This is a genomic window from Aeromicrobium sp. Leaf291, from assembly GCF_001423365.1.
Classification (GTDB): Bacteria; Actinomycetota; Actinomycetes; order Propionibacteriales; family Nocardioidaceae; genus Aeromicrobium.
Window position 1 is genome coordinate 439,543 of record NZ_LMNM01000001.1, and the last position, 26,309, is coordinate 465,851.

General features: G+C 70.8%; 27 protein-coding genes. 7 read left to right on the top strand and 20 right to left on the bottom strand.

What is annotated here, in order from left to right; all coding sequences use genetic code 11:
• Nucleotides 1-77: 77 nt before the first annotated feature.
• From ASF35_RS02235 to ASF35_RS02255, 5 genes are all read right to left on the bottom strand, one after another.
• Nucleotides 78-1,571 (bottom strand): sodium:alanine symporter family protein, encoded by a 1,494-nt coding sequence (locus tag ASF35_RS02235; protein ID WP_055962185.1) that lies wholly within the window; start codon nucleotides 1,569-1,571, stop codon nucleotides 78-80.
• 109 nt (nucleotides 1,572-1,680) lie between these two features.
• Nucleotides 1,681-3,867, bottom strand: coding sequence for a 3-hydroxyacyl-CoA dehydrogenase NAD-binding domain-containing protein (locus tag ASF35_RS02240; protein ID WP_055962188.1), 2,187 nt, complete (start codon nucleotides 3,865-3,867; stop codon nucleotides 1,681-1,683).
• A 19-nt stretch (nucleotides 3,868-3,886) separates the two neighbouring features.
• Nucleotides 3,887-5,101 carry an acetyl-CoA C-acetyltransferase gene (locus ASF35_RS02245; RefSeq protein ID WP_055962191.1) on the bottom strand — a complete coding sequence of 405 codons (1,215 nt, stop codon included), beginning with the start codon at nucleotides 5,099-5,101 and terminating at the stop codon, nucleotides 3,887-3,889.
• Nucleotides 5,102-5,209: 108 nt separating this feature from the next.
• On the bottom strand, nucleotides 5,210-5,836 hold the full coding sequence (locus tag ASF35_RS02250; protein ID WP_156367932.1) for a hypothetical protein: 627 nt from the start codon (nucleotides 5,834-5,836) through the stop codon (nucleotides 5,210-5,212).
• Nucleotides 5,824-6,420: a thermonuclease family protein gene (locus ASF35_RS02255; RefSeq protein ID WP_055962198.1), complete on the bottom strand. Its 597-nt coding sequence runs from the start codon at nucleotides 6,418-6,420 to the stop codon at nucleotides 5,824-5,826. Before ASF35_RS02255 ends, ASF35_RS02250 begins: the two co-directional genes overlap by 13 nt.
• 74 nt (nucleotides 6,421-6,494) lie before the next feature.
• On the opposite strand from ASF35_RS02255, the gene ASF35_RS02260 reads away from it, so the two are divergent.
• Nucleotides 6,495-7,223, top strand: coding sequence for a MerR family transcriptional regulator (locus ASF35_RS02260; RefSeq protein ID WP_164468786.1), 729 nt, complete (start codon nucleotides 6,495-6,497; stop codon nucleotides 7,221-7,223).
• A gap of 192 nt (nucleotides 7,224-7,415) precedes the next feature.
• Entirely contained in the window at nucleotides 7,416-8,360 is a 945-nt protein-coding gene (locus tag ASF35_RS02265) for a TerC/Alx family metal homeostasis membrane protein (protein ID WP_055962206.1), read from the top strand.
• Nucleotides 8,361-8,420: 60 nt separating this feature from the next.
• On the opposite strand, the gene ASF35_RS02270 is transcribed toward ASF35_RS02265, so the two are convergent.
• Nucleotides 8,421-9,563, bottom strand: a complete 1,143-nt coding sequence (locus ASF35_RS02270) for an acyl-CoA dehydrogenase family protein (RefSeq protein WP_055962209.1) — start codon at nucleotides 9,561-9,563, stop codon at nucleotides 8,421-8,423.
• A gap of 33 nt (nucleotides 9,564-9,596) precedes the next feature.
• Complete coding sequence (locus ASF35_RS02275; protein ID WP_055962212.1) at nucleotides 9,597-10,748, bottom strand: CaiB/BaiF CoA-transferase family protein; 1,152 nt, start codon at nucleotides 10,746-10,748, stop codon at nucleotides 9,597-9,599.
• A gap of 77 nt (nucleotides 10,749-10,825) precedes the next feature.
• Between ASF35_RS02275 and ASF35_RS02280 the strand changes: the two genes are divergently transcribed.
• The gene (locus tag ASF35_RS02280) at nucleotides 10,826-11,614 is read left to right on the top strand and encodes an alpha/beta fold hydrolase (RefSeq protein WP_200914472.1); all 789 of its coding nucleotides are present in this window, start codon (nucleotides 10,826-10,828) and stop codon (nucleotides 11,612-11,614) included.
• Here the strand turns inward: ASF35_RS02280 and ASF35_RS02285 are convergent.
• Nucleotides 11,611-12,393 (bottom strand): AraC family transcriptional regulator, encoded by a 783-nt coding sequence (locus tag ASF35_RS02285; RefSeq protein ID WP_055962218.1) that lies wholly within the window; start codon nucleotides 12,391-12,393, stop codon nucleotides 11,611-11,613. The two genes, ASF35_RS02280 and ASF35_RS02285, sit on opposite strands and share 4 nt — an antisense overlap.
• Before the next feature lie 50 nt (nucleotides 12,394-12,443).
• On the opposite strand from ASF35_RS02285, the gene ASF35_RS02290 reads away from it, so the two are divergent.
• Nucleotides 12,444-12,860 (top strand): DUF2000 family protein, encoded by a 417-nt coding sequence (locus ASF35_RS02290; RefSeq protein ID WP_055962221.1) that lies wholly within the window; start codon nucleotides 12,444-12,446, stop codon nucleotides 12,858-12,860.
• Nucleotides 12,861-12,897: 37 nt separating this feature from the next.
• Nucleotides 12,898-13,998 carry an FAD-dependent oxidoreductase gene (locus ASF35_RS02295; RefSeq protein WP_055962224.1) on the top strand — a complete coding sequence of 367 codons (1,101 nt, stop codon included), beginning with the start codon at nucleotides 12,898-12,900 and terminating at the stop codon, nucleotides 13,996-13,998.
• On the opposite strand, the gene ASF35_RS02300 is transcribed toward ASF35_RS02295, so the two are convergent.
• From ASF35_RS02300 to ASF35_RS02325, 6 genes are read right to left on the bottom strand one after another with little or no spacing between them, the layout of a single operon-like run.
• Nucleotides 13,976-14,959: an adenylate/guanylate cyclase domain-containing protein gene (locus tag ASF35_RS02300; protein ID WP_235499090.1), complete on the bottom strand. Its 984-nt coding sequence runs from the start codon at nucleotides 14,957-14,959 to the stop codon at nucleotides 13,976-13,978. The genes ASF35_RS02295 and ASF35_RS02300 overlap by 23 nt on opposite strands.
• A gap of 17 nt (nucleotides 14,960-14,976) precedes the next feature.
• Nucleotides 14,977-16,005 carry a LacI family DNA-binding transcriptional regulator gene (locus ASF35_RS02305; protein WP_235493084.1) on the bottom strand — a complete coding sequence of 343 codons (1,029 nt, stop codon included), beginning with the start codon at nucleotides 16,003-16,005 and terminating at the stop codon, nucleotides 14,977-14,979.
• Nucleotides 16,006-16,015: 10 nt separating this feature from the next.
• A complete protein-coding gene (locus ASF35_RS02310; protein WP_055962227.1) occupies nucleotides 16,016-17,446 on the bottom strand; it encodes a GH1 family beta-glucosidase in 1,431 nt (476 codons plus the stop codon).
• Nucleotides 17,443-18,267, bottom strand: coding sequence for a carbohydrate ABC transporter permease (locus ASF35_RS02315; RefSeq protein ID WP_082480638.1), 825 nt, complete (start codon nucleotides 18,265-18,267; stop codon nucleotides 17,443-17,445). Before ASF35_RS02315 ends, ASF35_RS02310 begins: the two co-directional genes overlap by 4 nt.
• Complete coding sequence (locus ASF35_RS02320; protein WP_200914473.1) at nucleotides 18,264-19,220, bottom strand: carbohydrate ABC transporter permease; 957 nt, start codon at nucleotides 19,218-19,220, stop codon at nucleotides 18,264-18,266. The genes ASF35_RS02315 and ASF35_RS02320 overlap by 4 nt, the downstream gene beginning before the upstream one ends.
• Nucleotides 19,217-20,479, bottom strand: coding sequence for an ABC transporter substrate-binding protein (locus tag ASF35_RS02325; RefSeq protein WP_235493082.1), 1,263 nt, complete (start codon nucleotides 20,477-20,479; stop codon nucleotides 19,217-19,219). The genes ASF35_RS02320 and ASF35_RS02325 overlap by 4 nt, the downstream gene beginning before the upstream one ends.
• Nucleotides 20,480-20,650: 171 nt before the next feature.
• On the opposite strand from ASF35_RS02325, the gene ASF35_RS02330 reads away from it, so the two are divergent.
• On the top strand, nucleotides 20,651-21,703 hold the full coding sequence (locus ASF35_RS02330; RefSeq protein WP_055962233.1) for an ABC transporter ATP-binding protein: 1,053 nt from the start codon (nucleotides 20,651-20,653) through the stop codon (nucleotides 21,701-21,703).
• Here ASF35_RS02330 and ASF35_RS02335 read toward each other — a convergent pair.
• From ASF35_RS02335 to ASF35_RS02355, 5 genes are read right to left on the bottom strand one after another with little or no spacing between them, the layout of a single operon-like run.
• On the bottom strand, nucleotides 21,693-22,703 hold the full coding sequence (locus tag ASF35_RS02335; protein ID WP_055962236.1) for an alpha-hydroxy acid oxidase: 1,011 nt from the start codon (nucleotides 22,701-22,703) through the stop codon (nucleotides 21,693-21,695). The genes ASF35_RS02330 and ASF35_RS02335 overlap by 11 nt on opposite strands.
• A 14-nt stretch (nucleotides 22,704-22,717) precedes the next feature.
• Complete coding sequence (locus ASF35_RS02340) at nucleotides 22,718-23,458, bottom strand: amino acid ABC transporter ATP-binding protein (RefSeq protein WP_055962240.1); 741 nt, start codon at nucleotides 23,456-23,458, stop codon at nucleotides 22,718-22,720.
• A complete protein-coding gene (locus ASF35_RS02345; RefSeq protein WP_235493080.1) occupies nucleotides 23,458-24,345 on the bottom strand; it encodes an amino acid ABC transporter permease in 888 nt (295 codons plus the stop codon). Before ASF35_RS02345 ends, ASF35_RS02340 begins: the two co-directional genes overlap by 1 nt.
• A complete protein-coding gene (locus tag ASF35_RS02350; protein WP_055962243.1) occupies nucleotides 24,300-25,184 on the bottom strand; it encodes an ABC transporter substrate-binding protein in 885 nt (294 codons plus the stop codon). Before ASF35_RS02350 ends, ASF35_RS02345 begins: the two co-directional genes overlap by 46 nt.
• Nucleotides 25,185-25,211: 27 nt before the next feature.
• Entirely contained in the window at nucleotides 25,212-25,496 is a 285-nt protein-coding gene (locus ASF35_RS02355) for a YciI family protein (RefSeq protein WP_055962246.1), read from the bottom strand.
• Nucleotides 25,497-25,555: 59 nt separating this feature from the next.
• On the opposite strand from ASF35_RS02355, the gene ASF35_RS02360 reads away from it, so the two are divergent.
• Nucleotides 25,556-26,101, top strand: a complete 546-nt coding sequence (locus ASF35_RS02360; RefSeq protein WP_055966061.1) for a PadR family transcriptional regulator — start codon at nucleotides 25,556-25,558, stop codon at nucleotides 26,099-26,101.
• Here ASF35_RS02360 and ASF35_RS02365 read toward each other — a convergent pair.
• On the bottom strand, nucleotides 26,049-26,300 hold the full coding sequence (locus tag ASF35_RS02365) for an SCO4848 family membrane protein (protein ID WP_055962249.1): 252 nt from the start codon (nucleotides 26,298-26,300) through the stop codon (nucleotides 26,049-26,051). The two genes, ASF35_RS02360 and ASF35_RS02365, sit on opposite strands and share 53 nt — an antisense overlap.
• Between the last annotated feature and the right edge of the window lie 9 nt (nucleotides 26,301-26,309).

Genomic DNA, 26,309 nt, shown 5'->3' on the forward strand with positions numbered 1-26,309 from the left:
CTAACTTAGGCAAGCCTCATCTCTACAAGCGACGTGAGAGCCGTCACGTCCCGGGCCCCGTCCCGGAACGCGTCGACTCAGGAGTCGGCGCGCACCAGCCGGTCGGCCTTCTTGTCCGCCCAGTACTCGCGCACCTCCCGGCGCACCACCGGCAGGAGCAGGTAGAGGCCGAAGATGTTGACGAGTGCACAGAGGAACAGCATCGAGTCCGCGAGCGTGATCACGTCGCTGAGCGTGACGACGGAGCCGAACACGGTGAACACGCAGAAGATCACCTGGAAGAGTCGCTCGGTGAGCTGCGAGCGGCCGAACAGGTGCGTCCAGGCCTTCTGCGTGTAGTAGGCCCACGTGATGAGGGTCGAGAAGGCGAACAACGCCACCGCGATCGCCAGCACGTACGGGAACCACGGAACGACCGTCTCGAACGCGTCCGACGTGAGCACCACGCCGTCGGGGTTCGGCGAGTCGCCGGCGGCCACCGCGGCCTTGCCGTCGAGCCAGCTCTGCGGCTCGGCGATGACGATGACGAGCGCGGTCATGGTGCAGATGATCACGGTGTCGATGAACGGCTCCAGGAGCGCCACGAAGCCCTCGCTCGCCGGACGGCTCGTCTTGACCGCCGAGTGGGCGATGGGCGCCGAGCCGACGCCGGCCTCGTTCGAGAACGCCGCACGCTGGAAGCCGATGATCAGCACGCCGACGACACCGCCGGTCACGCCCTCGGGCGAGAACGCACCGCCGATGATCTGGCCGAACGCGTCGGGCAGGTTGGTGATGTTCGCGCCGATCACCACGAGGCAGGCGGTGACGTAGACGATGGCCATGGCGGGCACCAGCTTCTCGGTCACCCGGCCGATCGACTTGATGCCGCCGATGATCACGAGGCCGACGAGCAGCGCGAGGACGATGCCGAACGCGAGCGCCGCACCGTCGGAGCCGAGGAAGCCGTCCTCGCCGCCGGTCACGTTCTTGGCCTGCGCGTAGGTCTGGTTGGCCTGGAACATGTTGCCGCCGACGGCACCGAAGAAGAAGATCGCGACGGCGAAGACGCCGGTCAGGACCGTGGCCACTGCCGCACCGAACCGCTCGAACGCGATGGGCAGGTAGCGGAAGGGACCACCGCTGACGGTGCCGTCCTCGTGCTCCACGCGGTACTTCACGCCGAGCGTGCACTCCACGAACTTGGTGGCCATGCCGAGCAGACCCGCCACGATCATCCAGAAGGTCGCACCTGCACCACCCAGGGTCACCGCGACGGCGACACCGGCGATGTTGCCCAGACCCACCGTGCCGGACACCGCCGACGCGAGCGCCTGGAAGTGCGAGACCTCGCCCGGGTCGTCCTTGCTGCCGAACTTGCCACGCACCAGCTCGATCGCGTGTCCCACCCCCCACGTCTGCGGGCCGCGGAAGGCGATGGTGAAGACCAGTGCGCCCGCCACGAGCCAGAAGACGATGAGCGGGAACGCGATCCCGCCGATCGTCAGCTCGAAGAAGATGATGCTCGAGACGACGTCCGCTGCAGGAGCGAAGAATCCGTCGATGGCCCGTTCGATGCCGGTGACGTCCATCGGGCCACTTCAACGGAAGTGGCTACGTCACGCAAGTCCTACACCGGATCGTCACCTCATGACGAGGCCCCCACGACCGCAGGGTCGTGGGGGCCTCGTCGAGGTGTGGTCAGGCGAACTTCTCGCCGTTCTTCGCCTTCTCCAGCAGCAGCGCCGGGGGCTCGAAGCGGTCGCCGTAGGTGGCGGCCAGCTCCTGCGCGCGACGCGTGAACGCCTCGACGCCGATCGATCCGTCGGCAGCCTCGTAGCCGTTGACGTACTGGATCGCGCCACCCTGCAGGGCCGGGAAGCCGATGCCGAAGATGGAGCCGATGTTCGCGTCGGGCACCGTGCGCAGCACGCCCTCCTCGAGGCACTTGATCGTCTCGAGGCTCATGCGGAACGTCAGACGCTCCTTGAGGTCCTCGAAGTCGGGCTGCGTCTCGGCCGTCGGGAACTGCTCCCGCAGGCCCGACCAGAGGCCGACGCGCTTGCCGTCCTCGTAGTCGTAGAAGCCCGCACCCTTCAGGCGGCCCGGCCGGCCCAGCTCGATCATCGTGTCGATGATCTGCTCGCCCGGGTCGGAGACCCACGTGCCGCCCTCGGCCTCGACGGCCGCCTTGGACTCGTTGCGGATCTTCGTCATCAGCTCGAGGTTGAGCTCGTCGCTGAGCTGGAGCACCGGCGCAGGGAAGCCCGCGATGGTGGTGGCCCGCTCGATGGAGACCGGGTCGACGCCCTCGGACAGCATGCCGATGCCCTCGTTGACGAAGGTGCCGATGACGCGGCTGGTGAAGAAGCCGCGGCTGTCGTTGACGACGATCGGCGTCTTGCGGATCTGCTGCACGTAGTCCAGCGCGCCGGCGATCGCGGCGTCGTCGGTCTGCTCACCGGCGATGATCTCCACGAGCGGCATCTTGTCGACCGGGGAGAAGAAGTGGATGCCGATGAAGTCCTGCGGACGCTCCACCCCCTCGGCCAGGCCGGTGATGGGCAGCGTCGACGTGTTCGAGCCGAGCAGGGCGTCGGGCTTGACGACCTTCTGGATCTCGCCGAAGACCTCGTGCTTGAGCTTGACCGACTCGAAGACGGCCTCGACGACGAGGTCGCAGCCCTCCAGGTCGGCGTAGTCGTCGGTGGGCGTGATGCGCGCGAGGAAGGCGTCGACCTTCTCCTGCGTGGTGCGACCGCGCTCGAGCTTCTTGGCCAGCAGCTTCTCGCTGTAGGCCTTGCCCTTCTCGGCCGCCTCGCGCGAGACGTCCTTGAGCACGACCTCCATGCCCGCCTGCGCCGAGACGTAGGCGATGCCCGCGCCCATCATGCCGGCGCCGATGACGGCGACCTTGGTGAACTTCTTGGGCTCCACGCCCGCCGGACGCGAGCCACCGGCGTTGATCGAGCCGAGGTCGAAGAAGAACGCCTGCGTCATGTTCTTGAACTGCTGGCCGACGAGGAGCTCCACCAGGTAGCGGGACTCGATGCGGCTCGCGGTCTCGAAGTCGACCTGCGCACCCTCGACGGCAGCCGCGAGGATGTTGCGCGGCGCCTTGTAGGGCGCGCCCTTGGTCTGCTTGCGCAGCATGGCCGGGAACGCGGGCAGGTTGGCGGCCAGCTTCGGGTTCGACGGGGTCCCACCGGGCATGCGGTAGCCCTGGCGGTCCCACGGCTGCGTGGCCGCGTCGGCGTCGCCCTGGACCGACTCGATCCACGCCTTCGCTGCGGAGAGCAGCTCGTCGGCGGGGACGATCTCGTCGATGAGGCCGATCTCCTTGGCCTTGGCCGGCTGCATGCGCGGACCCTGGAGCAGGATGTTCATGAGCGCGTCCTGCAGGCCGAACATGCGCACGGTGCGGGTCACGCCTCCGCCGCCGGGCAGCAGGCCGAGGGTCACCTCGGGCAGGCCGACCTCGAGCCGGACGTCGGCCGCGATGCGGTGGTGGGCCGCGAGCGCGATCTCCAGGCCACCGCCGAGCGCGGCGCCGTTGATGGCGGCGACGACGGGCTTCCCGGAGGTCTCGAGCTTGCGGAGCGTGGCCTTGATGCCCTCCACGTTGTCGAACAGCTTCTGCGCGTCGGCCGGGGTGGCCTGCGTCATCAGCTTGAGGTCGCCACCGGCGAAGAAGGTCTTCTTCGCCGAGGAGATGATGACGCCCTTGACGGCGTCGGCGTCCTTGGCGATGTCGTCGACCAGACGGTCGACGGCCTTGGCCATGGACGACGCGTAGGCGTCGTTCATCGTGTTGGCGCTCTGGTCGGGGTCGTCGATGACGAGGTTGACGATGCCGCCCTCGACCTCGTAACGCACTGCTTCAGTCATGATCTGTCTCTCCTGGGGGTCAGACGCGCTCGACGATGGTGGCGATGCCCATGCCGCCGCCGATGCACAGCGTGGCCATGCCGTAGCGCTTCTCGCGGCGGTGCAGCTCGTCGACGAGCGTGCCGAGGATCATCGCGCCGGTGGCGCCGAGGGGGTGGCCCATGGCGATCGCGCCGCCGTTGACGTTGGTCTGCTCGTGGGGGTAGTCGCCGAGGTCGCGCATGAGCTTCATGGCGACCGCGGCGAAGGCCTCGTTGATCTCGATCAGGTCGATGTCCTCGATGGACAGGCCGGCCTTGTCGAGCGCCTTGCGGCAGGCGGGGCCGGGGCCCGTCAGCATGATCGTCGGCTCCGAGCCGATGACGGCGGTCGAGACGATGCGGGCGCGGGGCGTGAGCCCGTGACGCTCGCCGGCGTTCTCGTTGCCGATCAGCACGAGCGAGGCGCCGTCGACGATGCCGGAGCTGTTGCCGGCGTGGTGGACGTGGTTGATCTTCTCGACCGTCGTGTACTTCTCGAGCGCGACCGCGTCGAACCCGGCGAAGTCGCCGAGGTCCTTGAACGACGGCTTGAGGCCCGAGAGGGACTCGGCCGTCGTTCCCTCGCGCACGAACTCGTCGTGGTCGAGGATCGTCATGCCGTTGACGTCCTTGACGGGGATGACGGAGTTCGCGAAGTAGCCGTTGGCGATCGCCTTGGCGGCGCGCGCCTGCGACTCGGCGGCGAACTGGTCCACGTCGTCGCGGCTGAAGCCCTCGAGGGTCGCGATGAGGTCGGCGCCGATGCCCTGGGGCACGAAGTCGGTGTCGAGCGCGGTCCGGGGGTCCATCGCCCAGGCGCCACCGTCGGAGGCCATGGGCACGCGGCTCATGGACTCGACGCCGCCGGCGACGATGAGGTCCTCCCAGCCGGACTTGACCCGGGCCGAGGCCTGGTTGACCGACTCGAGGCCGGAGCCGCAGAAGCGGTTCAGCTGGACGCCGGCGACCTGCTCGCCGAAGCCGGCCGCCAGGACCGCGGTGCGGGAGATGTCGGCGCCCTGGTCGCCCACGGGCGAGACGACGCCCAGGACGACGTCGTCGACCTGGTTGGCGTCGAGGGCGGGGTTGCGGGTCTGGATCTCGTCGAGCAGCCCGTTGAGCAGCGAGATCGGCTTGACCTCGTGCAGGGAGCCGGTCTTCTTGCCGCGTCCGCGCGGGGTGCGGATCGCGTCGTAGATGAATGCCTCGGTCATGTCAGTGTCCTCAGTGTCCTTCGTGTAGAACCTTCGGTGCCGATTGTGACACCACAACTGTCAGAGTTGCTAGGGGCCTGCCGGATCGTGACGCGGGTCACGCTGTGCTCAGCGTCGCACGGCGTAGGTCTGCGTGACCGTGATCTGCCACAGGAGCGCCTGCCCACTGGCCTCGACCTCGCGGCGCACGTCGGACCCGAAGTCGTCCGTGTCCTTCTCCCCCACGGTGCCGCCGGTCAGGTCACCCACCGAGACGATCGACCTCGGCCTCGACTGCTCGGGGCTCACGGTCGAGACGTCGACGCCGCGCGACCCGCAGCGGAAGCTCGACCCCGGGAGCGACCCCGGCTCCGACTGCACGCCCTCCCGCCAGTAGCGCGCGGCCACGTCGAGACCGCCGCGCATGGCGCTCTCGCAGCCGGCGTCGGCGAGGCGGTCGCTCAGGTCGTCGATCGCCCCGGCGACGTCGGAGCGGGACGCGGCAGCAGGCACGATCCAGGACCGGCCCAGCGTGCAGGCCGAGTCGACCTCACTCACCTTGGAGCTCTGCTGCCCCTCCTGGCAGATGTCCTGACGTGCCTCGGCGATCGGCGCGCCGAGGCCCCAGGCGTCCGGCGCCAGCTCCTCGACCTCGGCCTCGGCGTCGGCGCGCTGCTCGGGCGTCGGCGGGGTCGGCGCCGGGTCGCTGCACCCCGCGAGGAGGAGCAGCGCGAGGACCGCGCTCAGGACCCGCACGCGCCCCACAGTCCCGTCTTCGCCTTCTCGGCCTTGGCCTCCGCTGCGGTGACCTGCTTCTCGTACGGGGCGAAGGTGGCGTCGTCGCGCAGGGTCGCGGCACCGTCGGCCAGCTGGCTCTCCTGCAGGAGCTCGCCGTCCTTCGTCCACACCCAGGCCAGGGCGCGGCCTCGGCGGTCGTCACGACCGGGCTTGACCCAGATGCGCTGCGAGGACTCGGAGAGTCGCTTCTCGAGGGACTCCTTGGCCTCCTCGGCGTAGCACTCCTGGCGGTAGCTGGCGCCCGGCGTGTCGACCCCGTAGAGCCGCACCGTGACGCGGCCGTCGCCGTACGCGTCGAGCCCCTTGTCCGCGTAGCGGGACGTGGTGACGACCGTGGCGGTGAACGTGCCGCTGTCGGCCACGTTCCGGACGCGCATCTCGATCGCGTCGTACGGACGGTCCGCGCCCGAGGACGACTCGGACGACGATCCCTTCGTCGCCCCGGTGATCTTGTCGGTGAGCCCGGTTGCCCAGAGCACACCTCCCAGCACCAGGACGACCACCATGAGCAGTGCCGAGTTCTTCCCCGAGAGCTTGTCCATGTCAGGGACCGTAGTGGAACGAACGCCTCATTCGCATCCGTCGATCTCGCACACCGGGTACTACGCTCTGCCGGGTGAGTCCTCAGGCAACGGAGACGATGAGCGTGGAGCAGCTCGCCACGCGCGTCGACATGACGGTCCGCACGGTCCGGTTCTACGCCGGGCGCGGGCTGATCCCGCCGCCGCGCCGGGAGGGTCGCAACGGCTACTACGGCCCCGACCACCTGGCCCGCCTCGAGCTCGTGAAGGAGCTGCAGGCGCACGGCTTCACGCTCGCGGCGATCGAGGGCTACCTCGAGCAGATCCCGGCCGACGCGACGCCCGAGCAGGTGGCGCTGCACCGCACGCTGCTCGCGCCCTGGACGCCCGAGATGCCCGAGACGCTCGACCGGACGATGCTCGAGAAGCGCGCCGGACGCCAGCTGAGCGACGACGACCTCGAGGTCCTGGTGGCCATCGGCGTGGTCGAGCCCACCCCGACCGAGGACGTGTTCCGCCTCGCGCCGGCCCACCTGGCCGTCGGCATGGGGTTCCTCGACGCAGGCCTTCCCGTCGACGCCGCGCTCGCCGCGCGGCGCATGGTCACCGAGCACGGGCGCGCGCTCGCGATCGAGCTGACCGAGCTGTTCCGCACGTCCGTGTGGCCGCAGCTGGTGGCGTCGGGCCAGCCGCCCGAGCTGATGACCGCGATGATCGAGCGGTTCAAGCCCCTGACGGTGCAGGCCCTCGTCACCGCGTACGAGGAGGCCGTCGACGACGAGAAGCGGCGGACCGTGCGGCGCAAGGCCAACGACCGCGACTGACGTCACGTCCGCTCGTGCTGCGACGTTTCGCGGCACTCGGTAAACTCGTGCACATCGAAGGGAAGTATCCCGTCGACCTGAGTGCGTCAGCACGGTCCGGCCATCCGGATCCGCACCAGGTGGCCCTCCCGGGTGGAGAAACCTTCGCGATCCCTGTCAGACCTGACACTGCACCGCGAAGGACGTTCCCTCATGCCTCTCGGCACTCCTCTGGACTGGACCCTGCTGTTCGCCGCCCTGGCGATCCTGCTCGTCGTCGACCTGATCCTGGTGCGGGCCCGCGACGACATGCCGCCGCGCGTCGCCGCGATCTGGAGCATCGTCTGGATCGCGATCGCCCTGGCCTTCGGCGGCGTTCTCTACCTGTTCGGCACCACCGAGCAGTCCACGACCTACCTCGCCGGCTACCTCGTGGAGAAGTCGTTGTCGCTGGACAACGTGTTCGTCTTCCTCGTCGTCTTCGGCGCCTTCGCCATCCCGACACCGAAGCGGGTGCGCCTGCTGACGTACGGCATCGTGCTCGCCCTGGTGCTGCGGCTGATCTTCATCCTGGTCGGTGCCGCCGCGCTCGACGCCGCCTCCTGGCTGACGTACCCGTTCGCCGCGCTGCTCGCCTGGACGGGCCTGCGGCTGTGGCGTCACCGCAACGACCACGACGGTGACGAGAAGCTGATCGAGGGCGTCAAGAACCGCATGACGATCGCCGAGGGCGACCACGGCGACAAGCTCCTCGCGAAGGTCGACGGCAAGCGCATGCTGACCACGGCGGGCGCCGCGCTGGTGGCCATCGCCGTCGTCGACATCATCTTCGCCGTCGACTCGGTTCCCGCGATCCTCGGCATCACCACCGACACCTACGTCGTGTTCGCCGCCAACGCGTTCGCGCTGCTGGGCCTGCGGCCGCTGTTCTTCCTCGTGGCCGAGCTCGTGGCGCGACTGCGCCACCTCAAGGCCGCACTCGCCGCGCTGCTCGTGTTCATCGCCGCGAAGATGACCTACGGGGAGATCTTCGGCAAGGTCGGGCCCGAGTGGTCGCTCGGTGGCGTGGTGCTGATCCTCGGCGCCGGCGTGCTGGCCTCCCTCCCCTCCTACCGTCGGGAGAAGGCGAAGGAGCAGGAGTCCGAGCGCCAGGCGTGACCTACGACGGACGGGCACCACGCGGCCTAGGCCGCGTGGTGCCCGTCGGCACGCCGAAGGTCACAGGCCCATGGAACGCCCGATGATCTCCTTCATGATCTCGGTGGTGCCGCCGTAGATCGTCTGGATGCGGGTGTCGAGGTACGCCTTGGAGATCGGGTACTCGCTCATGTACCCGTAGCCACCGTGCAGCTGGAGGCACCTGTCGACGGTCTTCTTCTGCAGCTCGGTGGTCCACCACTTGCCCATGGCGGCGTCGGAGACGGTGAGGTCGCCGCGGTTGTGCTGCGTGATCGACTCGTCGACGAACACCTGCGCGATCCTCGCCTCGGTCTCCAGCTCGGCCAGCACGAAGCGGCTGTTCTGGAAGGAGCCGACGGGCTTGCCGAACGCCTTGCGCTCCTTGACGTAGTCGAGCGTCATGTCGATCGCGGCGCGGCACGCGGCGGCTGCGACCACGGAGATCGAGAGACGCTCCTGGGGCAGCTTCTCCATCAGGTAGATGAAGCCCTGGCCGGGCTCGCCGATGAGGTTCTCCTTGGGCACGCGCACGTTCTCGAAGTAGAGCTCGGCGGTGTCCTGGGCCTTCAGGCCGATCTTGTCGAGGTTGCGACCACGCTCGAAGCCGGGCGTGCCCCGCTCCACCGCGATGAGCGAGAAGCCCATCGCGCCGGCCTCGGGGTCGGTCTGGCAGACGACCAGCACGAGGTCGGCGTTGATGCCGTTGGTGATGAAGGTCTTGGAGCCGTTGATGACGTACTCGTCGCCCTCCAGCACCGCGCGGGTCTTGATGCCCTGCAGGTCCGAGCCGGTGCCCGGCTCGGTCATGGCGATGGCCGTGATCATCTCGCCGCTGCAGAACTTCGGGAACCAGCGCGCCTTCTGCTCGTCGGTGGCGTAGGAGAGCAGGTAGCCGGACACGAGGTCGGTCTGGATGACGAAGCCGATGCCGCTCGCCCCGACCCGGGTGATCTCCTCGGACAGGATCGCGTTGTAGCGGAAGTCGTCGATGCCGCCTCCGCCGTGCTCCTCCGGCATCATGAAGCCGAGCAGGCCCAGCTCGCCGGCCTTCTCCCAGACCTCGCGGGGGACGATGCCGTCCTTCTCCCACTGGTCGTGGTGCGGCGCGATCTCCTTCTCGCAGAACGTGCGGACGGTGTCGCGGAAGGATTCGTGGTCGGCGTCGAAGATGGTGCGCTTCATGGGGTCCTCTTTCGGTGCTTGCGAGATGGTCGGTCAGGCCTGGACGGCGACGCCGTCGGCGATGAGGGACTCGACGTCGTCGATGCCCCAGGCGGTCAGTGCGTCACGTGTGCTGGCGCCGGGCGCCTCGGGCGCGGAGCCGAGGCGGGCCTCGGTGCGCGAGAAGCGTGGGGCCGGCGCGGGCTGGGTGGTGCCGTGGTGCTCCACGTAGGTGCCCCGCGCGACGTTGTGCGGGTGCTCGTAGGCCTCGGCCAGCGGGAGCACCGGGTGCACGCAGGCGTCGCTGCCCTCGAAGACCTCCACCCACTCGGCCTGGCTGCGAGCGGCGAACCGATCCTCGATCCGGTCGCGCAGCTCGGGCCAGCGCTCGAGCTCGTACTGGCCGGGCAGGTCGCCTCCCAGGAGGTCGGTGAACGCGGCGAAGAACTGCGGCTCCAGGGGGCCGACGGACATCCAGCGCCCGTCGGAGGTCTCGAAGACGTCGTAGAAGGGCGCGGCCCCACCGAGCAGGTTGGTGCCGCGACGCCCGTCCCAGCTGCCCGACTGCTGCATCGTGACGGCCATGGTCATGAGGTGGGCGGTGCCGTCGGTGATGGCGGCGTCGACGACCTGGCCCTCGCCCGTGCTGCGCGCGTGCAGCACCGCGGCCAGCACGCCGGCGACCAGGTAGAGGGACCCGCCGCCGAAGTCGCCGAGCAGGTTCATCGGGAACGTGGGGGCGTCGCCGGGTCGGCGGCCGATCGGGTCGAGCGCACCGGCGACGGCGATGTAGTTCATGTCGTGGCCCGCGGTCTGGCTGAGCGGTCCGTCCTGGCCCCACCCGGTCATGCGGCCGTAGACGAGCGCGGGGTTGCGGGCCAGGCAGGCGTCGGGGCCGATGCCGAGGCGCTCGGTGACGCCGGGACGGAAGCCCTCGAGCAGCACGTCGGCGGACTCGACGAGCCGCAGCACGGTCTCGACGCCACGGGGGTCCTTGAGGTCCAGCGCGACGGAGGGGCGACCGCGGCCGAGCAGGTCCTGCTCGGGGGTCGTGAGCTGGAGGCCACCGCCGCCGGGGCGGTGCACCCGGACGACGTCGGCGCCGAGGTCGGCGAGCATCATGGCCGCGAAGGGACCGGGGCCGATGCCCACGATCTCGACGACGCGCACGCCCTGCAGGGGCCCTGAACCGGAGTTGATCGTCACAGCACCATTGTGACAGTCCTACTGTCACGATGTCGAGAGGGTGTCGAGATACCGTCGGTATGTGGCACCATGCTGCCGTGCATCCTGATCTCGCCTACACCCGACGCGGCACGCCCGGCGCTCCCCCGCTCGTCCTCCTGCACGGCATCGGCCACCGTCGCCAGGCCTGGGACCCGCTCCTGGACGACCTCGCCCGCGACTACGACGTGATCGCCCCCGACCTGTCCGGGTTCGGCGAGTCCCCCGCCTTCGCCGGCGGCGTCCGGTACTCGATGGAGAACGCGTGCGAGCACATGCTCGACCAGTTCGAGCGGTGGGGCGTCGCGAAGCCGCACGTCGTGGGCAACTCCCTCGGCGGCGCCATCGCGCTCGAGCTCGGCTCCCGCGGCCTCGTCTCGTCGGTGACGGCGCTCAGCCCCGCCGGGTTCTTCGGACCCGTCAACCGGTTCCAGGCGCTCGTGCCGCTGCTGCTCATGCGGCTGTCGGCGCTGCTCACCCCGGCGCGACTGCTCCAGCGCCTGGCCGCCGACCTGCGCGGACGGCGGGCCATCGGCGCGATCCTCTACGCCCGACCCGAGCGCCACGACGCCGACCACACCTACGGCGACTCGCTCGCCCTCAAGCACGCGACGGCCTTCGAGCGCACCGCTCGGGAAGGCGTCACGTACCGCTTCGCGAGCCAGGTGCCGGTCCCCACCACCGTCGCGTGGGGCACGAAGGACCGCCTCCTGCCCTACGCCCAGGCAGCCGTCGCGAAGTCCCGCCTGCCGCAGGCCCGCCACGAGCCCCTGCCCGGCTGCGGTCACGTGCCGATGGCCGACGACCCCGAGCTCGTCCTGAGGCTGATCCGCCAGACCGCGGTCTAGACCGACCTGGCGAAGCGGGCGGGCGTGGTGCCGACGGTCCGACGGAAGTGCCGGGTGAGGTGCGCCTGGTCCCAGAACCCGGCTGCGGTGGCGGCGTCCGCGGCGGGGACGCCGTGCAACAGCAGCGCGCGAGCCCGGTCGACCCGTCGACCCACGACGTAGCGGTGCGGCGGCAGCCCGTAGGCCCGCTGGAACGACCGCGCCAGGTGCGCCGGTGAGCGGCCGAGCAGACCGGCGGCCTCCTCGAGCGTGATCCCGTCGACGACGTGGTCGTCGAGCACGTCGCGCAGCGCCCGCGCGGCCGGGACGTCGGCAGCAGGGGGGATCACCTGCCGGCCCGAGCCGAGCACGACGTCGCGCAGGCCCAGCAGCAGCGACTCCGCCTGCCAGGTGTCCTCGGGTCGGGCGAGCACCTCGTGGAGCTCCTCGGTGAGTGCCCGGGCCGCAGCACCGGGCAGCACCGGACGGTCGACGGCGTGGCCGGTCACCGACGCCGGCAACCAGGTGGCGTCGAGGTAGAGGACGCGCTTGCGGAAGCCGTGGTCCTGCGAGGCCGACCGACCGTCGTGGGTGACGTGCGGCGGCAGCAGGCTGACGTGCCGCTCCGGCGCCGTGCGCGCGTGCCGGTCGAGGTCGTACGCCACGCACCCCTCGTCGATCAGCAGCACCGTCCAGGTGTCGTGGGTGTGCGCCGGGTACGCGTGCGAGGTCATCGTCGCGTGGAACACCTCGCGGACCAGGGGTGCCTGCGGCGCCCAGGCCCGCACCTGCTCGGCCATGTCAGGAACGTACAAGACCGCGCCCGGGCCGGGGGCGGATCGTGGTGGCCATGGAGGACATCCGCTTCGACACCAAGATCGCCGTCGTCCTGCGCGACGACCTGCTCCCCTGGCAGGAGCTCAACGTGACCGCCTTCCTCGTGAGCGGGGTCGCCGCGAACCCCGAGCTCCTCGGCGAGCCGTACGAGGACGCCGACGGGCAGCGCTACCTGCCACTGCTGCGCCAGCCCGTCGTCGTCCTGACCGCTGATGCCGCCACCCTCTCTCGAGCCCACGCGAAGGTCGTGTCCCGAGCGCTGCCCCTCGCGGTCTACACCCACGAGATGTTCTCGACCGGCCACGACGCCGCCAACCGCGCGGCCGTCGCGGCGGTGCCGACCGACGCGCTCGACCTCGTGGGGATCGCGGTGCACGGGCCGAAGAACGCGGTCGACAAGTCGCTCAAGGGTTCCCGGCTGCACGGCTGACGGGCATAGACCCGGGCTTCCAGGCGTTCCCGTGGACGTGGAGGTCCTCGAGAGCGTGGTGATCGGTGCAGGCCAGGCCGGCCTCTCCGCGTCGTACCACCTGGCCCGACGTGGGGTGCGGCACGTCGTGCTCGACGCCGACGACGCGCCGGGCGGTGCGTGGCAGCACCGCTGGGACGCGCTGACCATGTCCGACGTGCACGGCGTGGCCGACCTGCCCGACGCGCCCGTGCCCCCGGCCGAGGGTCACGAGCGGGCCAACGTCTTCGTGCCCGCCTACTTCGCCGCGTACGAGCGGGCGCACGACCTGCCGGTCGAACGACCGGTGGCGGTCGACCGGGTCGAGTCGGTGCCAGGAACGGGGGACGACCTCCTCGTCGTCCACGCCGGTGACCGCACCTGGCGCACCCGGACCCTGGTGAACGCCACCGGGACCTGGCGGCGGCCGTTCGTGCCGCGCTACCCCGGCCAGGAGGTCTTCGCAGGCGAGCAGCTGCACACCGTCGACTACCCCGGCCCGGAGCACTTCCGCGGCCGGCGCGTCATGGTGGTCGGCGGCGGCGCCTCGGCCGTCCAGTTCCTCGGCGCGCTGCGGCCGGTCACGGACACCCTGTGGGTGACCCGCCGCGCGCCCGTGTGGCGCACCGAGCCCTTCGACCCCGAGGCGGGCCGCGAGGCCGTGGCGATGGTCGAGGAGCGGGTCCGGGCCGGGCTCCCGCCGCGCAGCGTCGTGAGCGTGACCGGGCTGATGCTGCGCGAGCAGGAGGCCGAGGCCGAGCGGCTCGGCGCCTACGAGCGGCTGCCGATGTTCGACCGGCTCGAGCCGGACGGCGCCGTGTGGGGCGACGACCCGGCGGGGGTGCCGGGCCGTGGGCGGCGGACGGAACAGGTCGACGTGATCCTCTGGGCCACCGGCTTCCGCCCCGACGTCGACCACCTGGCGCCGCTGCACCTGCGCTCACCGAGGGGTGGCATCCAGCTGGGCGCCACGCTCGCCACGTCCACGACGGCCACCGCCGACCCGCGGGTGCAGCTCGTCGGCTACGGACCGTCGGCCTCGACGATCGGGGCGAACCGGGCCGGGCGCGCTGCCGCCAACGCGGTGGCGCGGACGCTCAGCTCTCGCGTGGACGCTTGAGCGCCCACGGCTCGAGGTGCTCGTAGCCCTTCACCGAGACCCGCCGTGTGCGGCGCAGCCGGAAGTCGTCGTGGTCGAGCAGCTCGGCGAGGTCGTGGTCGACGAGGACGCGCGCCGGGCGCGCCACCGAGGTGAGCCGCGCAGCGATGTTGACCGTCGAGCCGAACACGTCGCCCAGGCGGGCGAGCACGGGACCGTGGGCGAGCCCGACGCGGACGTCGGGGAACTGCTCGTCGGCCTCGGCACGCTCGACCAGCTCGAGCGCGAGCAGCGCGGCCTCGGTCGGGTCGTCGACCGTGAACAGGGCCTCGTCACCGATGGTCTTGATCACCTGTCCGCCGTGCTGAACGACCAGCTCGGTGACGACGCGCTCGAACCACTCGACCATCGCACCGAGCGCGCGAGGACTCATCTGCCGGCTGCGCGAGGTGTACCCGACGATGTCGACGAACCCGACGACGAGATGGCGCTCGGACTCCGACCGCACGTCGCGCAGCGCGATCCGCGAGGCAGTGGCCAGCAGGTGCCGCCGCCACACGTAGCCCTGCACCTCCTCGACCATCGGGATCACCTCGGCGAGCACGTCGAGCGGCGGCTGGCCCCCGTCCTCGGTCTGCAGGACCCCGAGCAGGAGGCGCGTCTGCCAGTCGGCGAGCCGGGCGAAGGTCCGCCCGAGCGACCGGACGAACTGCGGCAGCCGGTCCTCCTCGAGCACCCCGAGGTCGATCAGCCGCTTCGTGACCTCCAGCGCCGCGACGTCGGCCTCGGTGAACGCGACCTTGTCGTCCTCGACCTCCGGGAAGCCGAGGTAGCGCCACAGGTCGTTCGCGAGGTCGAGGTCCATGCCGGAACGCTCCGCCACCTCGCGCTGCGTGAGGGTCGGTCCGCCGTCGAACAGGAAGTCGGCCGCGACGTCGATGAGCAGGCTCGGGTCGAACGCTGGCTGGTCGGACGTGCTCACGCCCGCATCGTAGGGGCTCAGGCGCTGTCGCGGGAGACCAACGCGGGAGGGAAGACGACCTGCTCGGCCTCGCGCTCCCCGACGTCGGCGAGCTGGTCGAGCAGCAGCCGGGTGGCCCGTTCCACCATCTCGCCGACCGGGTTGCGCACCGTGGTGAGGGTCGGCGAGGTCCGCTCGGCCACCTCGAGGTCGTCGTAGCCGACCACGGCGACGTCGCCGGGGACGCTGCGACCCGCCTCGGCGAGGGCGCGCAGGGCGCCCGCCGCCATCAGGTCCGAGGCGGCGAACAGGCCGTCGAGGTCGGGGTGCTCGGCGAGCAGCGCGCGACCCGCGGCAAGACCCCCGGACTCGGTGAAGTCGCCGCGCCGCACGGCCGAGGCCGACAGACCGGCGCCCTCCACGACCTCGCACCACCCGGCGAGCCGGTCGGCGCCCGCGGCCATGTCCGCCGGTCCGGCGATTGTCGCGAGCCGGCGCCGACCGCCGTCGAGCAGTCGCTGCGCCGCGAGCCGTCCACCCGCGACGTTGTCGGTGTCGACCCACGACAGGGTCTGCACCGCGGCCCAGGGCCGGCCCACGAAGACCGCCGGGAGGCCGAGGCCGCTGAGGTGCTCGGCCAGCCGGTCGTGCCGGTGGTGCGAGACGACGAGGGCGCCGTCGATGTTGCGTCGGCTCAGGTACCGCAGGAGGCGGCCCTCCTCGCCGGGGCGGGCGAGCAGCAGCACGAGCTGCAGGTCGCGCTCGTCGAGCACGCGGTTCACGCTGCGCAGCGTGTGGCCGAAGAACGGGTCCGCGAACACGCGCTCGTCGGGCTCCGGCACCACGAGCGCGACCGAGTCCGTGCGACGAGTCACGAGGCTGCGCGCGGCCGGGTTGGGCCGGTAGCCCAGGGTGCGGACCGCCTCCTCGACGGCGGTCAGCGCCCGTGGCGACACCCGATGACCGCCGTTGATGGCGCGCGACGCGGTGGCGCGCGAGACGCCCGCGAGCCGGGCGACCTCGTCGAGCGTCGGGGCACCACCGGGTGCCGTCAGGTCCTCGCTCACCCGTCGCACGTTAGAGGATCCCCTGCGCCGCCACGCGGGAGTACCAGAGAGCGCTCGACTTGGGCGTGCGCTGCTGGGTCTCGTAGTCGACGCGGACGATGCCGAACCGCTGGTCGTAGCCGTAGGCCCACTCGAAGTTGTCGAGCAGCGACCACACGAAGTAGCCGCGCACGTCGACCCCCTTCTCGATCGCCGCGTGGACCGCCCGCAGGTGTCCGGCGACGAACGCCAGGCGCTCGGGGTCGTCGACCGTGCCGTCGTCGGCCACGACGTCGGGGTAGGCGGCGCCGTTCTCGGTCACGTACACGGCCGGCAGGTCGTAGTCGTCGTTCAGCGCGACGAGCAGGTCGGTGAGTCCCTCGGGCTGGACCTCCCAGTCCAGACCGGTCACGGGCAGTCCCCGCCGCGGGAAGGTGATCGCCTCGCCACCGGGGTAGGGCGACGTGGTCTCCCGGGAGGGGTGCCGGATGCGGGAGCCGAGGAGGTCGGCGTCGCGGTGAGGACGGCCGGAGGCCGCGTCGCCGTGGTAGTAGTTCACGCCGAGCACGTCGATCGGTGCACCGATGAGCGCGAGGTCGCCGTCACGGATCGCCGACTGCCACGGGTGACCGCGCCAGCACAGCCCGTCGGTGAGCTGGTGGATCTCCTCGGCGTAGGACCCGCGCAGGATCGGGTCGAGGAACACCCGGTTGAACAGGTGCTCGACCCGGTGCGACGCGGCCACGTCGGCCGGCTCGGTCGGGTCGAAGGGCTCCGGCACGGTGAGGTTGAGCGTGATGCCCACCTGCCCGCCCTCGCGCCCGTCGACCCCGCGGCGGCGCAGCTCGTCGACGACCAGGCCGTGGCCGAGCATCAGGTGGTGCGCGGCCACGAGGCCCGCCACGCCCTCCTGTCGTCCGGGCGCGTGCTGGCCGCCGGTGTAGCCGAGGAAGGCCGAGCACCACGGCTCGTTCAGCGTGGTCCAGTAGGGCACGCGGTCGCCGAGGGCGTCGTGCAGCGTGAGGGCGTACTCGGCGAACCGGTGCACGGTGTCGCGGTTCGTCCAGCCGCCGGCGTCCTCGAGCACCTGCGGCAGGTCCCAGTGGTAGAGCGTCACCCACGGGGTGATGCCCCGGTCGAGCAGCGTGTCCACGAGCCGGGCGTAGAAGTCGACACCGCGCTGGTTCGGCTCCCCGCCGTCGGGCCGGACGCGTGCCCACGACGTGGAGAAGCGATAGGCGTCGAGGTTGAGCGACGCCATGATGTCGACGTCCTCCTCGACCCGGTAGTAGTGGTCGCACGCGACGTCACCGGTGTCGCCGTCGAGCACGGCTCCCGGGACCCGCGCGAACGTGTCCCAGATCGACGGGGTCCGGCCGTCCTGGTCGTGGGCTCCCTCGATCTGGAAGGCGGCGGTGGCCGCGCCCCAGAGGAAGCTGGAGGGGAAAGATGTCTCGGTCATCCCTTGACGGCTCCTTGCATGATGCCGGCGACGAGCTGTCGGCCGGCGAGGACGAACAGGATCAGGAGGGGCACCGTCGACATGGCCGACCCCGCGAGCACCAGGGCGTAGTCGGTCGACTGCCCCTGCCCGGTCAGGGCCAGCCGGTCGAGCGCCAGCTGCAGGGTCTCGGTGCGCTGCAGCGCGACGAGCGGCCACAGGTAGTCGGTCCAGACCGTCATGAACGTGAAGACGAACAGGATCGCCATCGCGGGCCGCCCCGCCGGGACCGCCACCGTCCAGAAGGTGCGCAGCATCGAGCAGCCGTCCATGCGGGCGGCCTCGAGCAGCTCGTCGGGCACGGCGTCCACCAGGTACTGACGCATGAAGAACACGCCGAAGGCCGTCACCAAGGTGGGCAGCGCCACCGCGACGAGCGTGTCGAGCAGCGCGTAGTCGCGCATCAGGATGAACAGCGGCACCATGGCCAGCTGCGTCGGCACGGCCATCGTCAGCACCACGAAGCCCATGAGCGCGTTGCTGCCGCGGAACCGCAGCTTGGCGAAGGCGTAGCCGGCGAGCGTGGAGAAGAACACCACGGACGTCGCGCACGCCGTGGACACGACGAGGCTGTTCACCATGGCCTGCCAGAACTCGACGGTGTCGAGCACGCGTGCGGCGTTCTCGAGGAAGTGCCCGCCGGGCAGCAGGGGCGGCGGGAACGAGGTGGCGCGCTCCCGCGTGTGGGAGCCGATGACGACGGACCAGTAGAGCGGCAGGGCGGAGCCGATGACGAACGCGGCCAGCAGGCCGTAGGTGACGAAGCCCGGACGCCTGCTCATCGCTCGCTCCTTCGGGTGGCTGCTCGGACGACGAGGAAGTTGACCAGCGCGATCGCGACGATCACGAGGAACAGCACCCAGGCGGCCGCGGAGGCACGTCCGTAGAACTGGTCCTCGATCCCGCGGGCGTACACGTAGAGCGTCGTCGTCATGTACTGCTGGCTCGGGCCGCCCTCGCGGGCCGGGGTGTCGTCGAAGAGCCGCGGCTCGGTGAAGATCTGCAGCCCGCCGATCGTGCTGGTGACGATGACGAAGATCATCGTCGGGCGCAGCAGCGGAAGCGTGACGGAGAAGAACTGGCGGACCCGACCGGCGCCGTCGAGTGCGGCCGCCTCGTAGAGGTCGCGCGGGATGGCCTGCATGGCGGCCAGGAAGATGAGCGCGTTGTACCCGGTCCAGCGCCAGTTGACCATGCCGGCGATGGCCACGTGGCTCCACAGCCGCTCGACGTGCCAGCGGATCGGCTCGAGGCCCAGCTCGGTGAGGGCGGCGTTCACGAGGCCGTAGCGGTCGGCGAACAGGCTGCCGAAGATCAGGACCGCCGCGGTCGGGGCCACCACGAAGGGCAGCAGCACGCTCATGCGCCACAGCCCGCTCGCCCGCAGCCGGGTGCTCAGCAGGGCGGCCACCAGCACCGCGATGACGACCTGCGGGATCGTCGACAGCACGAAGATGCTGAAGGTGTTGACCATGGACTTGCGGAACACCGGGTCGGCGAGGACGAACCGGAAGTTGTCGAGGCCGACGAACTCACCGCGCGAGTACGCGAGCCGGTCCCAGTCGTGCACGGCGAGGAAGCCGGTGTAGACGAGGGGGAAGAGGCCGACGAGCCCGAACAGGACGAAGAAGGGCGAGACGTAGAGGTACGGCGCCAGGCGCACGTCCCACTGGGACCGCCGCGCCCGGCGGAGGAGACGTCGCTCCTCCACCGGGCGCTCGAGGGTCGTGGTCACTGGAGCGCCTTCACCTCCGAGACGAACGAGGCCCACGACTCGTCGGGGTCGGTGCCCTGGTCGACCCGGTTGATGGCGTCCTGGAACTTGGTCAGGATGTCGGAGTAGAGCGGCCCGTGGAACGGCTGCACGTCGATCGCGTCGGCGCGCGAGGAGAAGATCTCACCGACCGGCGCGTCGTTGAAGTACTCGTCGGTCACCGACAGCAGGTCGGGGCTCTCGAGCGCCTCCACCTGCGACGGGAAGTTGCCGAGGGTCTCGAAGATCGTCAGCTGCTGCTCCGGCGCCGTGATCCAGGCGGCGAACTCGCGGGCCGCGTCCTGCTTCTTCGACGTCTGCGGGACCGCGAGGTAGGAGCCGCCCCAGTTGCCGCCACCGCCGGGGAAGACGTCGGCGATGTCCCACACGACGCCGTCGGGGGCGGGGTCGCCGGTGTTGTCCTTGATGGGGTTGCGCATCCAGCCTGGGCACGGGATCGTCGCGAAGCCGTCGCGCGCGAAGCCGGCGTTCCAGTCGTCGCTCCACTGCGCCGTCTGCGTCGAGAGGGAGTCGGAGCGGCTCGTGACGGTCTCCCAGACCTCCTTGAGCTCGGCGTTGTCGACGTCGACCGTGCCGTCCTCCTGCTCGAACGGGAACTCGACCTGGTTGAGCATGGCCTGGGCGATCGAGCCGGAGGCGTCGTACCAGGCGACGTCGGGGCTGGCCTTCGTGAACTTCTCGCCGAGGGCGAAGTAGTCGTCCCAGGTGGACATCAGGGCGGCCACCTCCTCGCGGTCGCTCGGCAGGCCGGCCTTCTCGAACAGGTCGGCGCGGTAGCAGATGGCCTCGGGCCCGGCGTCGGTCGCGTAGCCCAGGAGGGCGCCGTCGGCGGTGGTGGCCTCCTTCTCCTTAAAGTCGAGCCAGCGGCCCTTCACGTCGTCGCTGGCGAGGTCGACCCAGCGATCGGGCGCGGCGACGATCGCGGGCATGAAGTCGCCCTCGACCGCCACGACGTCGGGCAGGCCGGTGCCGGCCTGGAGCATGGTGTTGAGCTCGTTCTTCCAGTCGTCCCACTTGGAGACCTTGGTCTGCTTGACCGGGGTGTCGGGGTTGTCCTCGTTCCACTGCTTCACGAGGTCGTCGTAGCCGAACTCCCCGAACGTGGTGAGCTCGATGGTGCCGGTGGCGTCGTCGTCGCCGCCGCCACCACCGCAGGCGGCGGTCAGGCCGAGGGCGGCCGTGGCCAGCCCGAGGGCGAGTCGGTGGGTGGTCTTGCGCACGATGGTCTCCTGGGGGCGGGGTGGGGAAACACCCCTCGCCCCGTGGGGTGAGAGCGCTTCCATGATGTGATGGCCGTCACTGTGCCGCGCTTCACGGGGATTTGTCAACGCTCACCACAAAATAGATGGAAGCGCTTCCACTTCGGCCCGTGATGTGATCCACTGTGAGCCATGACACAGGTGCGGTACGTCCAGGCCCGACACACGTACCCGGGTGCCGAGCGCCCGGCCGTGGCCGACCTCGACCTCACGGTCGACGACGGCGAGCTGCTCGTGCTCGTCGGTCCGTCCGGCTGCGGGAAGTCCACGTCGCTGCGGATGCTGGCCGGCCTCGAGGAGATCAGCGACGGCAGCATCTGGATCGGCGACAGGGACGTGACCCACGTGGCGCCGAAGGACCGCGACATCGCCATGGTCTTCCAGACCTACGCCCTGTACCCCCACCTGAGCGTGGGCGAGAACATGGCGTTCGCCCTCAAGGTCGCCGGCGTCCCCAAGAGCGAGCGCGCCGCACGGGTGGCCGAGGCCGCCACCATGCTGGACCTGACGAAGGTCCTCGACCGCAAGCCCAAGGCCCTCTCCGGCGGCCAGCGCCAGAGGGTCGCGATGGGCCGGGCGATCGTGCGGCAGCCGCAGGTGTTCTGCATGGACGAGCCGCTCTCGAACCTCGACGCCAAGCTGCGGGTCTCGACCCGGACCCAGATCTCGGCCCTGCAGCGTCGCCTCGGCACCACGACCGTCTACGTCACCCACGACCAGGTCGAGGCGATGACCATGGGCGACCGGGTCGCCGTGCTGAACGACGGCGTGCTGCAGCAGGTCGACACCCCGCTCGCGCTGTTCGACCGGCCGGCGAACCTGTTCGTCGCCGGCTTCATCGGGTCGCCGTCGATGAACCTGCTCCCGCCCGACGTCCTCGACCTGCCCCTCGATCGCACGGCGGTCGCCCGCGCCGGTGCCGACGGCGTGACCCTCGGGCTCCGGCCCCAGGCGCTGCGGCTCGCCGGGCCGGAGGAGACCGGTCTCGACGTCGTCGTCGACCTCGTCGAGGAGCTGGGGTCCGAGGCCTACCTGTACGGCCGTCCGCCCGCCGGCGGTCAGCGCGTCGTGGCCCGGATCGACGGTCGTGCCGGGATCGCGCCCGGCGAGAAGGTCACCCTCGTCGCTGACCCAGACGCGGTGCACGTGTTCGACACCGCGTCGGGCGAGCGGCTCAGCGCCTGACGAGGTAGGAGGGGTCGAGGTCCTCCGCACGCGGGCAGCCCAGCAGGGCCAGCGTCGAGTCGAGCTCGGCCACCAGCTGTTCCAGCACCGCCTGCGCCCCGGCGGCACCGTCACGCGCCAGGCCCCAGAGCACGGGTCGTCCGACCAGCGCGGCGTCGGCACCGAGGCACAACGCCTTGGCCACGTCCCAGCCCCGCCGGATGCCTCCGTCGACGAGCACCGCGGCCCGACCGTCGACGGCCTCGACGACCGGGGGCAGCGCCTCGGCCCCGGTCAGCACGGTGTCGAGCTGGCGTCCTCCGTGGTTGGACACGATCACACCCGCCGCCCCCACGTCGACCGCCCGAGCGGCGTCGTCCGGGCGCAGGATCCCCTTCAGCAGCAGCGGCATCCCGGCGGCCTCGGCGAAGGTGTGCACGTCGTCCCAGGTGAGCGTGGGGTCGTGCATGGCGAAGATCTGCTCGGTGGTGAGCGGAGCACCGCCGGGGTTGAGCGCGATCGGGTGCGTGACGCTGAACCCCGTGCGCCTGTCGCGCTCGCGCCACCCCGCCACGGGGAAGTCGACCGTGAGCACGAGCGCCTCGTAGCCGGACTCCTTCGCCTCGGCCACCAGGTCGAGCGAGACCTGCCGGTCCTTGAACACGTAGAGCTGGAACCAACGGTCCGGGCCCGCCACCCGCGCGACGTCGGCCGGCGACGTGGTGGTCTGCGACGACAGCACGAACGTGGAGCCGGTGGCGGCCGCGGCCCGGGCCGTGCCGCGCTCGGCGTCCTCGTGGGCGTGCCGCTGGTAGGCCATCGGCGCCACCACGACCGGGTGCGAGCGACGTCGGCCCAGCAGGTCGACCGACAGGTCCCGCTCACCGACGTCGACGAGCACCCGCGGCGCGAGCCGCACGTCGCTCCAGCTGGCCTCGTTGGCACGCAACGTGATCTCGTCACCCGCACCGCCCGCGAAGTAGCCGTGCGCGCCCGCGCCGAGCAGGTCCTCGAGGTCCATGGCTCGAGGCTAGGTCACGCGCGGAACCGCGCGAGGAACGCCGCGGTGCGCGGGTCCTGCGGGGCCTCGAACAGCTGCTCCGGCGGACCGATCTCGACGATCTCGCCGTCGGCCAGGAAGGCCACGACGTCGCTCGCCTCGCGTGCGAACGACATCTCGTGCGTGGCCATGACCACGGCGATGCCGTCGGCCCGCAGGCCGCGGACGACGTCGAGGACCTCACCGACCAGCAGGGGGTCGAGCGCCGACGTGATCTCGTCGAGCAGCAGCACCTCGGGATCCATCGCCAGGGCGCGGGCCAGCGCGACTCGCTGCTGCTGACCACCGGACAAGGAGTCCGGGTACGCCGACGCCTTGTCGGCCAGGCCGACCCGGTCGAGCAGCGCGAGGGCCCGCGTCCGGGCGTCGGCCCTCGACACGCCCGCCGCCTTCGTCGGCGCGAGCACGAGGTTCTGCAGCACGCTGAGGTGCGGGAAGAGGTTGTAGGCCTGGAAGACGATGCCGATGCGGCGTCGGATCGCGTCGATGTCGACGCGGGGATCGGTGATGTCCTGCTCGGACCCCGCGTCGTCGGCCAGCCAGACGGTCCCGTCGTCGACGGTCTCCAGCAGGTCGATGCACCGCAGCAACGTCGACTTCCCGCTGCCGGACGCACCGATGAGGCAGACGACCTGCCCGGGCTCGACCACGAGGTCGATGCCCCTCAGCACCTCGGTGGAGCCGAACGACTTGCGCAGCTGCTCGATCCTCAGCATCAGGCACCCGCCTCCCTGCGCATGCTGCGGATCGACAGCCAGTCGGCGACCCGCGCGATGACGATGGTCGCCGCGATGAACAGCACGGCGGAGACCACGAGCGGCGTGAACACGAAGTCGCGGTTCGAGATGATGTTGGCCTGCCGCAGCGCCTCGACCAGGCCGATGGTCGACAGCAGGGCGGTGTCCTTCTGCAGCGACACGAAGTCGTTGAGCAGCGGCGGCACCTGGCGGCGCAGGGCCTGCGGCAGCACGACATGACGGAGCGTGCGCCCGTAGGACAGCCCGAGGGCGCGGCCGCTCGCCCACTGCGTCGGGTGGACCGACAGGATGCCGGCGCGGATCACCTCGGCCACGTAGGCGCCGTAGCTGAGCGTGAGCGCGACGACGCCGAGCCAGAACAGGCTGGTCGGCAGTCCCGTCAGGTTGAGCGCCGGGACGCCGAAGCCCACGAGCAGCACCACCAGCAGAGTCGGCGTGCCGCGGAAGACGTCGGTGTACACCGTGGCGATGAGCCGCAGCGGGGCCATGGCCGGCGACGGGACCACGCGCACCACCGCGACCACGAGGGCGACGACGAGGATCAGCACCTCGCACACGAGGAACAGCCGCACGTTGAGCCAGAAGGCCTCGGCGATCGGTCCGGCGGAGTCCTTCGCGTCCTGCCAGTCGAAGAAGGTGCGCTGCACCCGCTCCCAGCCGGGGGCGTTCAGCACGACGAGGACCACCACGGCGAGGACCACGAGGGTGGACCCCGCCGCGACGCCCCCGCGACGCAGCGCCCGGGAGCGGCGGTACCGCTCCCGGGCCTGCTGGCGCTCGCTGGGCTGGTGGTGGGTGCTCAGGACTGGCTCAGCTCGGGCACGTCGACCTCGGTCGACAGCCACTGCGTCTGCAGCTTCTCGAGGGTGCCGTCGTCGGCGAGCGCGTCGACCGCGGCGCTCACGCACGGGGTCAGCGGCGAGTCCTTGTCGAGCAGCAGGCCGAACTCCTCGGACTCACCCGTGCGCGGCTCGAACTGGCCGACGAGCGTCGCACCGTCGAGCTCGGCGGACACGAGGTAGAACGCGGTGGGGACGTCGGCGATGATCGCGTCGACCTGGCCGTTCTGCAGCGCCTGCGCGGCCTTGGAGGTGTCGTCGTAGACGAGCGGGTCCGACGACAGGCCGAGCTGCTCGGTGGCCTCGAGCGACGTGGTGCCGACCTGGGCACCGACCTTGGCGTCCTTCAGGTCCGCCAGGCTCGTGACGTCGGCGTACTCGGAGTCCTCGAGGGTGATCACGCCCTGCTGGGCCTTGTAGTACGGGCTGGAGAAGTCGACGACCTTCTCGCGCTCCTTCGTGATCGAGAACTGGTTGACGTCGAAGTCGAACGCCTTGTCGCCCGGCTTGACCGCCTCGTTGAAGCCCTGCGTGATCCACGTGATCTCGTCGGGCCCGAAGCCCAGCTTCTGGGCGACCGCGCGGGCGACGGCGCCCTCGTACCCCTTGCCGTTCGTCGGGTCGTCGTCGGTGAACCACGGCTCGTACGCGGGGGTGTCGGTGGCGATCGTCAGGGTTCCGGACTCGTGCAGGTCGAGGTCGTCGCCCTGGCACTGGTCCAGCGAGACGGCGCCGGCGGAGTCGTCGGAGGAGTCCGACTCGTCGGCGGGGGCACAGGCGGTGGCGAGGGCGAGCGTGGCTGCAGCAGCGGCAGCAGCAACCATGGGGAGGGGGGTCAGGCGCATGGGCGAAATCGTACGGCGCGCCCGTCGTCAGGCCGTGAAGTGCCCGGCCAGTGAGCCGAGGATCGGCTTCCAGTCGCGCACCACGTGCTCACCGACGAATCCCGCAGCCACGAAGGGGTCGGCGGCCACGAGGGCCTCGACCTGCTCGCGCGAGTCGGCGCGGAACACCAGCACCGCCTCGCGGCTGTCGGACGCCGGGCCGCTGATCAGCAGCTCGGGCAGGTTCGCGAGGTAGTCGCGGTGCTCGGTGCGCAGCGTCGCGAGCTGCTCCTCGGGCGCTCCGTAGGTGTAGGTCACGGCGAAGATCGACATGCACGTCACTCTAGGCGTCACTGTTGCTGTGCAACTGGTTGCATATGTACTCTCGGACCATGGCGCTCGAGCACGCGATCCTCGTGTCCCTCGCGGAACGCTCCGCCACGGGCTACGAGCTGGCGCGCCGCTTCGACGCCTCGATCGGCAACTTCTGGAAGGCCAGCCACCAGCAGATCTACAAGGTGCTGGGCCGCATGGACGCCGACGACCTCGTGACGTCGCAGGTCGTGGCCCAGGACGGACGGCCCGACAAGAAGGTCTACGCCATCACCGACGCCGGCCGTGCGGAGCTGGTCCGGTTCACCACCGAGCCGTCGACCATGGAGCCGCTGCGGTCGGCCTTCGCGGTCAAGCTGCGTGCCCTCGAGCACGGCGACCGCGACGCGATCCTGGCCGACGTGCACCGCAAGCGTGCCGAGCACGCCGAGAAGCTCAGCTACTACGAGGCCAGCGCCGAGCGCTTCTACCCCGACCCCGACGCCCTCGACGCCGCCGACGTCGGCCCGTGGCTCGTGCTGCGCGGCGGGATCCTCGGCGAGCAGACCGCGATCAGCTGGTGCGACGAGATCCTCGCCCGGCTCGAAGGGCCCGCACCCCGATGACGAGCACGCAGAGTCCGAGGGTCACAGCCGTGCCGATGAGCACCGCGTGCACCCAGAAGAACGCGGTGGGCGCACTGCTCCAGGCCTCGCCGGCCCACGCGCGCTCGTCGTCGACGATCGCCTTCGCGAACCGCGGCCAGATGACCACGTTGAAGACGCCTGCCACCACGAGCACCCACGCCGAGACTCTCGAGATCACAGGACCAGT

Excerpts from the sequence above, each read along its gene's own strand:
- ASF35_RS02235 (WP_055962185.1), bottom strand. The coding sequence starts at position 1,571 with ATGGACGTCACCGGCATCGAACGGGCCATCGACGGATTCTTCGCTCCT.
- ASF35_RS02240 (WP_055962188.1), bottom strand. The coding sequence starts at position 3,867 with ATGACTGAAGCAGTGCGTTACGAGGTCGAGGGCGGCATCGTCAACCTC.
- ASF35_RS02245 (WP_055962191.1), bottom strand. The coding sequence starts at position 5,101 with ATGACCGAGGCATTCATCTACGACGCGATCCGCACCCCGCGCGGACGC.
- ASF35_RS02255 (WP_055962198.1), bottom strand. The coding sequence starts at position 6,420 with ATGGACAAGCTCTCGGGGAAGAACTCGGCACTGCTCATGGTGGTCGTC.
- ASF35_RS02265 (WP_055962206.1), top strand. The coding sequence starts at position 7,416 with ATGCCTCTCGGCACTCCTCTGGACTGGACCCTGCTGTTCGCCGCCCTG.
- ASF35_RS02270 (WP_055962209.1), bottom strand. The coding sequence starts at position 9,563 with ATGAAGCGCACCATCTTCGACGCCGACCACGAATCCTTCCGCGACACC.
- ASF35_RS02285 (WP_055962218.1), bottom strand. The coding sequence starts at position 12,393 with ATGGCCGAGCAGGTGCGGGCCTGGGCGCCGCAGGCACCCCTGGTCCGC.
- ASF35_RS02290 (WP_055962221.1), top strand. The coding sequence starts at position 12,444 with ATGGAGGACATCCGCTTCGACACCAAGATCGCCGTCGTCCTGCGCGAC.
- ASF35_RS02310 (WP_055962227.1), bottom strand. The coding sequence starts at position 17,446 with ATGACCGAGACATCTTTCCCCTCCAGCTTCCTCTGGGGCGCGGCCACC.
- ASF35_RS02315 (WP_082480638.1), bottom strand. The coding sequence starts at position 18,267 with ATGAGCAGGCGTCCGGGCTTCGTCACCTACGGCCTGCTGGCCGCGTTC.
- ASF35_RS02330 (WP_055962233.1), top strand. The coding sequence starts at position 20,651 with ATGACACAGGTGCGGTACGTCCAGGCCCGACACACGTACCCGGGTGCC.
- ASF35_RS02335 (WP_055962236.1), bottom strand. The coding sequence starts at position 22,703 with ATGGACCTCGAGGACCTGCTCGGCGCGGGCGCGCACGGCTACTTCGCG.
- ASF35_RS02340 (WP_055962240.1), bottom strand. The coding sequence starts at position 23,458 with ATGCTGAGGATCGAGCAGCTGCGCAAGTCGTTCGGCTCCACCGAGGTG.
- ASF35_RS02350 (WP_055962243.1), bottom strand. The coding sequence starts at position 25,184 with ATGCGCCTGACCCCCCTCCCCATGGTTGCTGCTGCCGCTGCTGCAGCC.
- ASF35_RS02355 (WP_055962246.1), bottom strand. The coding sequence starts at position 25,496 with ATGTCGATCTTCGCCGTGACCTACACCTACGGAGCGCCCGAGGAGCAG.
- ASF35_RS02360 (WP_055966061.1), top strand. The coding sequence starts at position 25,556 with ATGGCGCTCGAGCACGCGATCCTCGTGTCCCTCGCGGAACGCTCCGCC.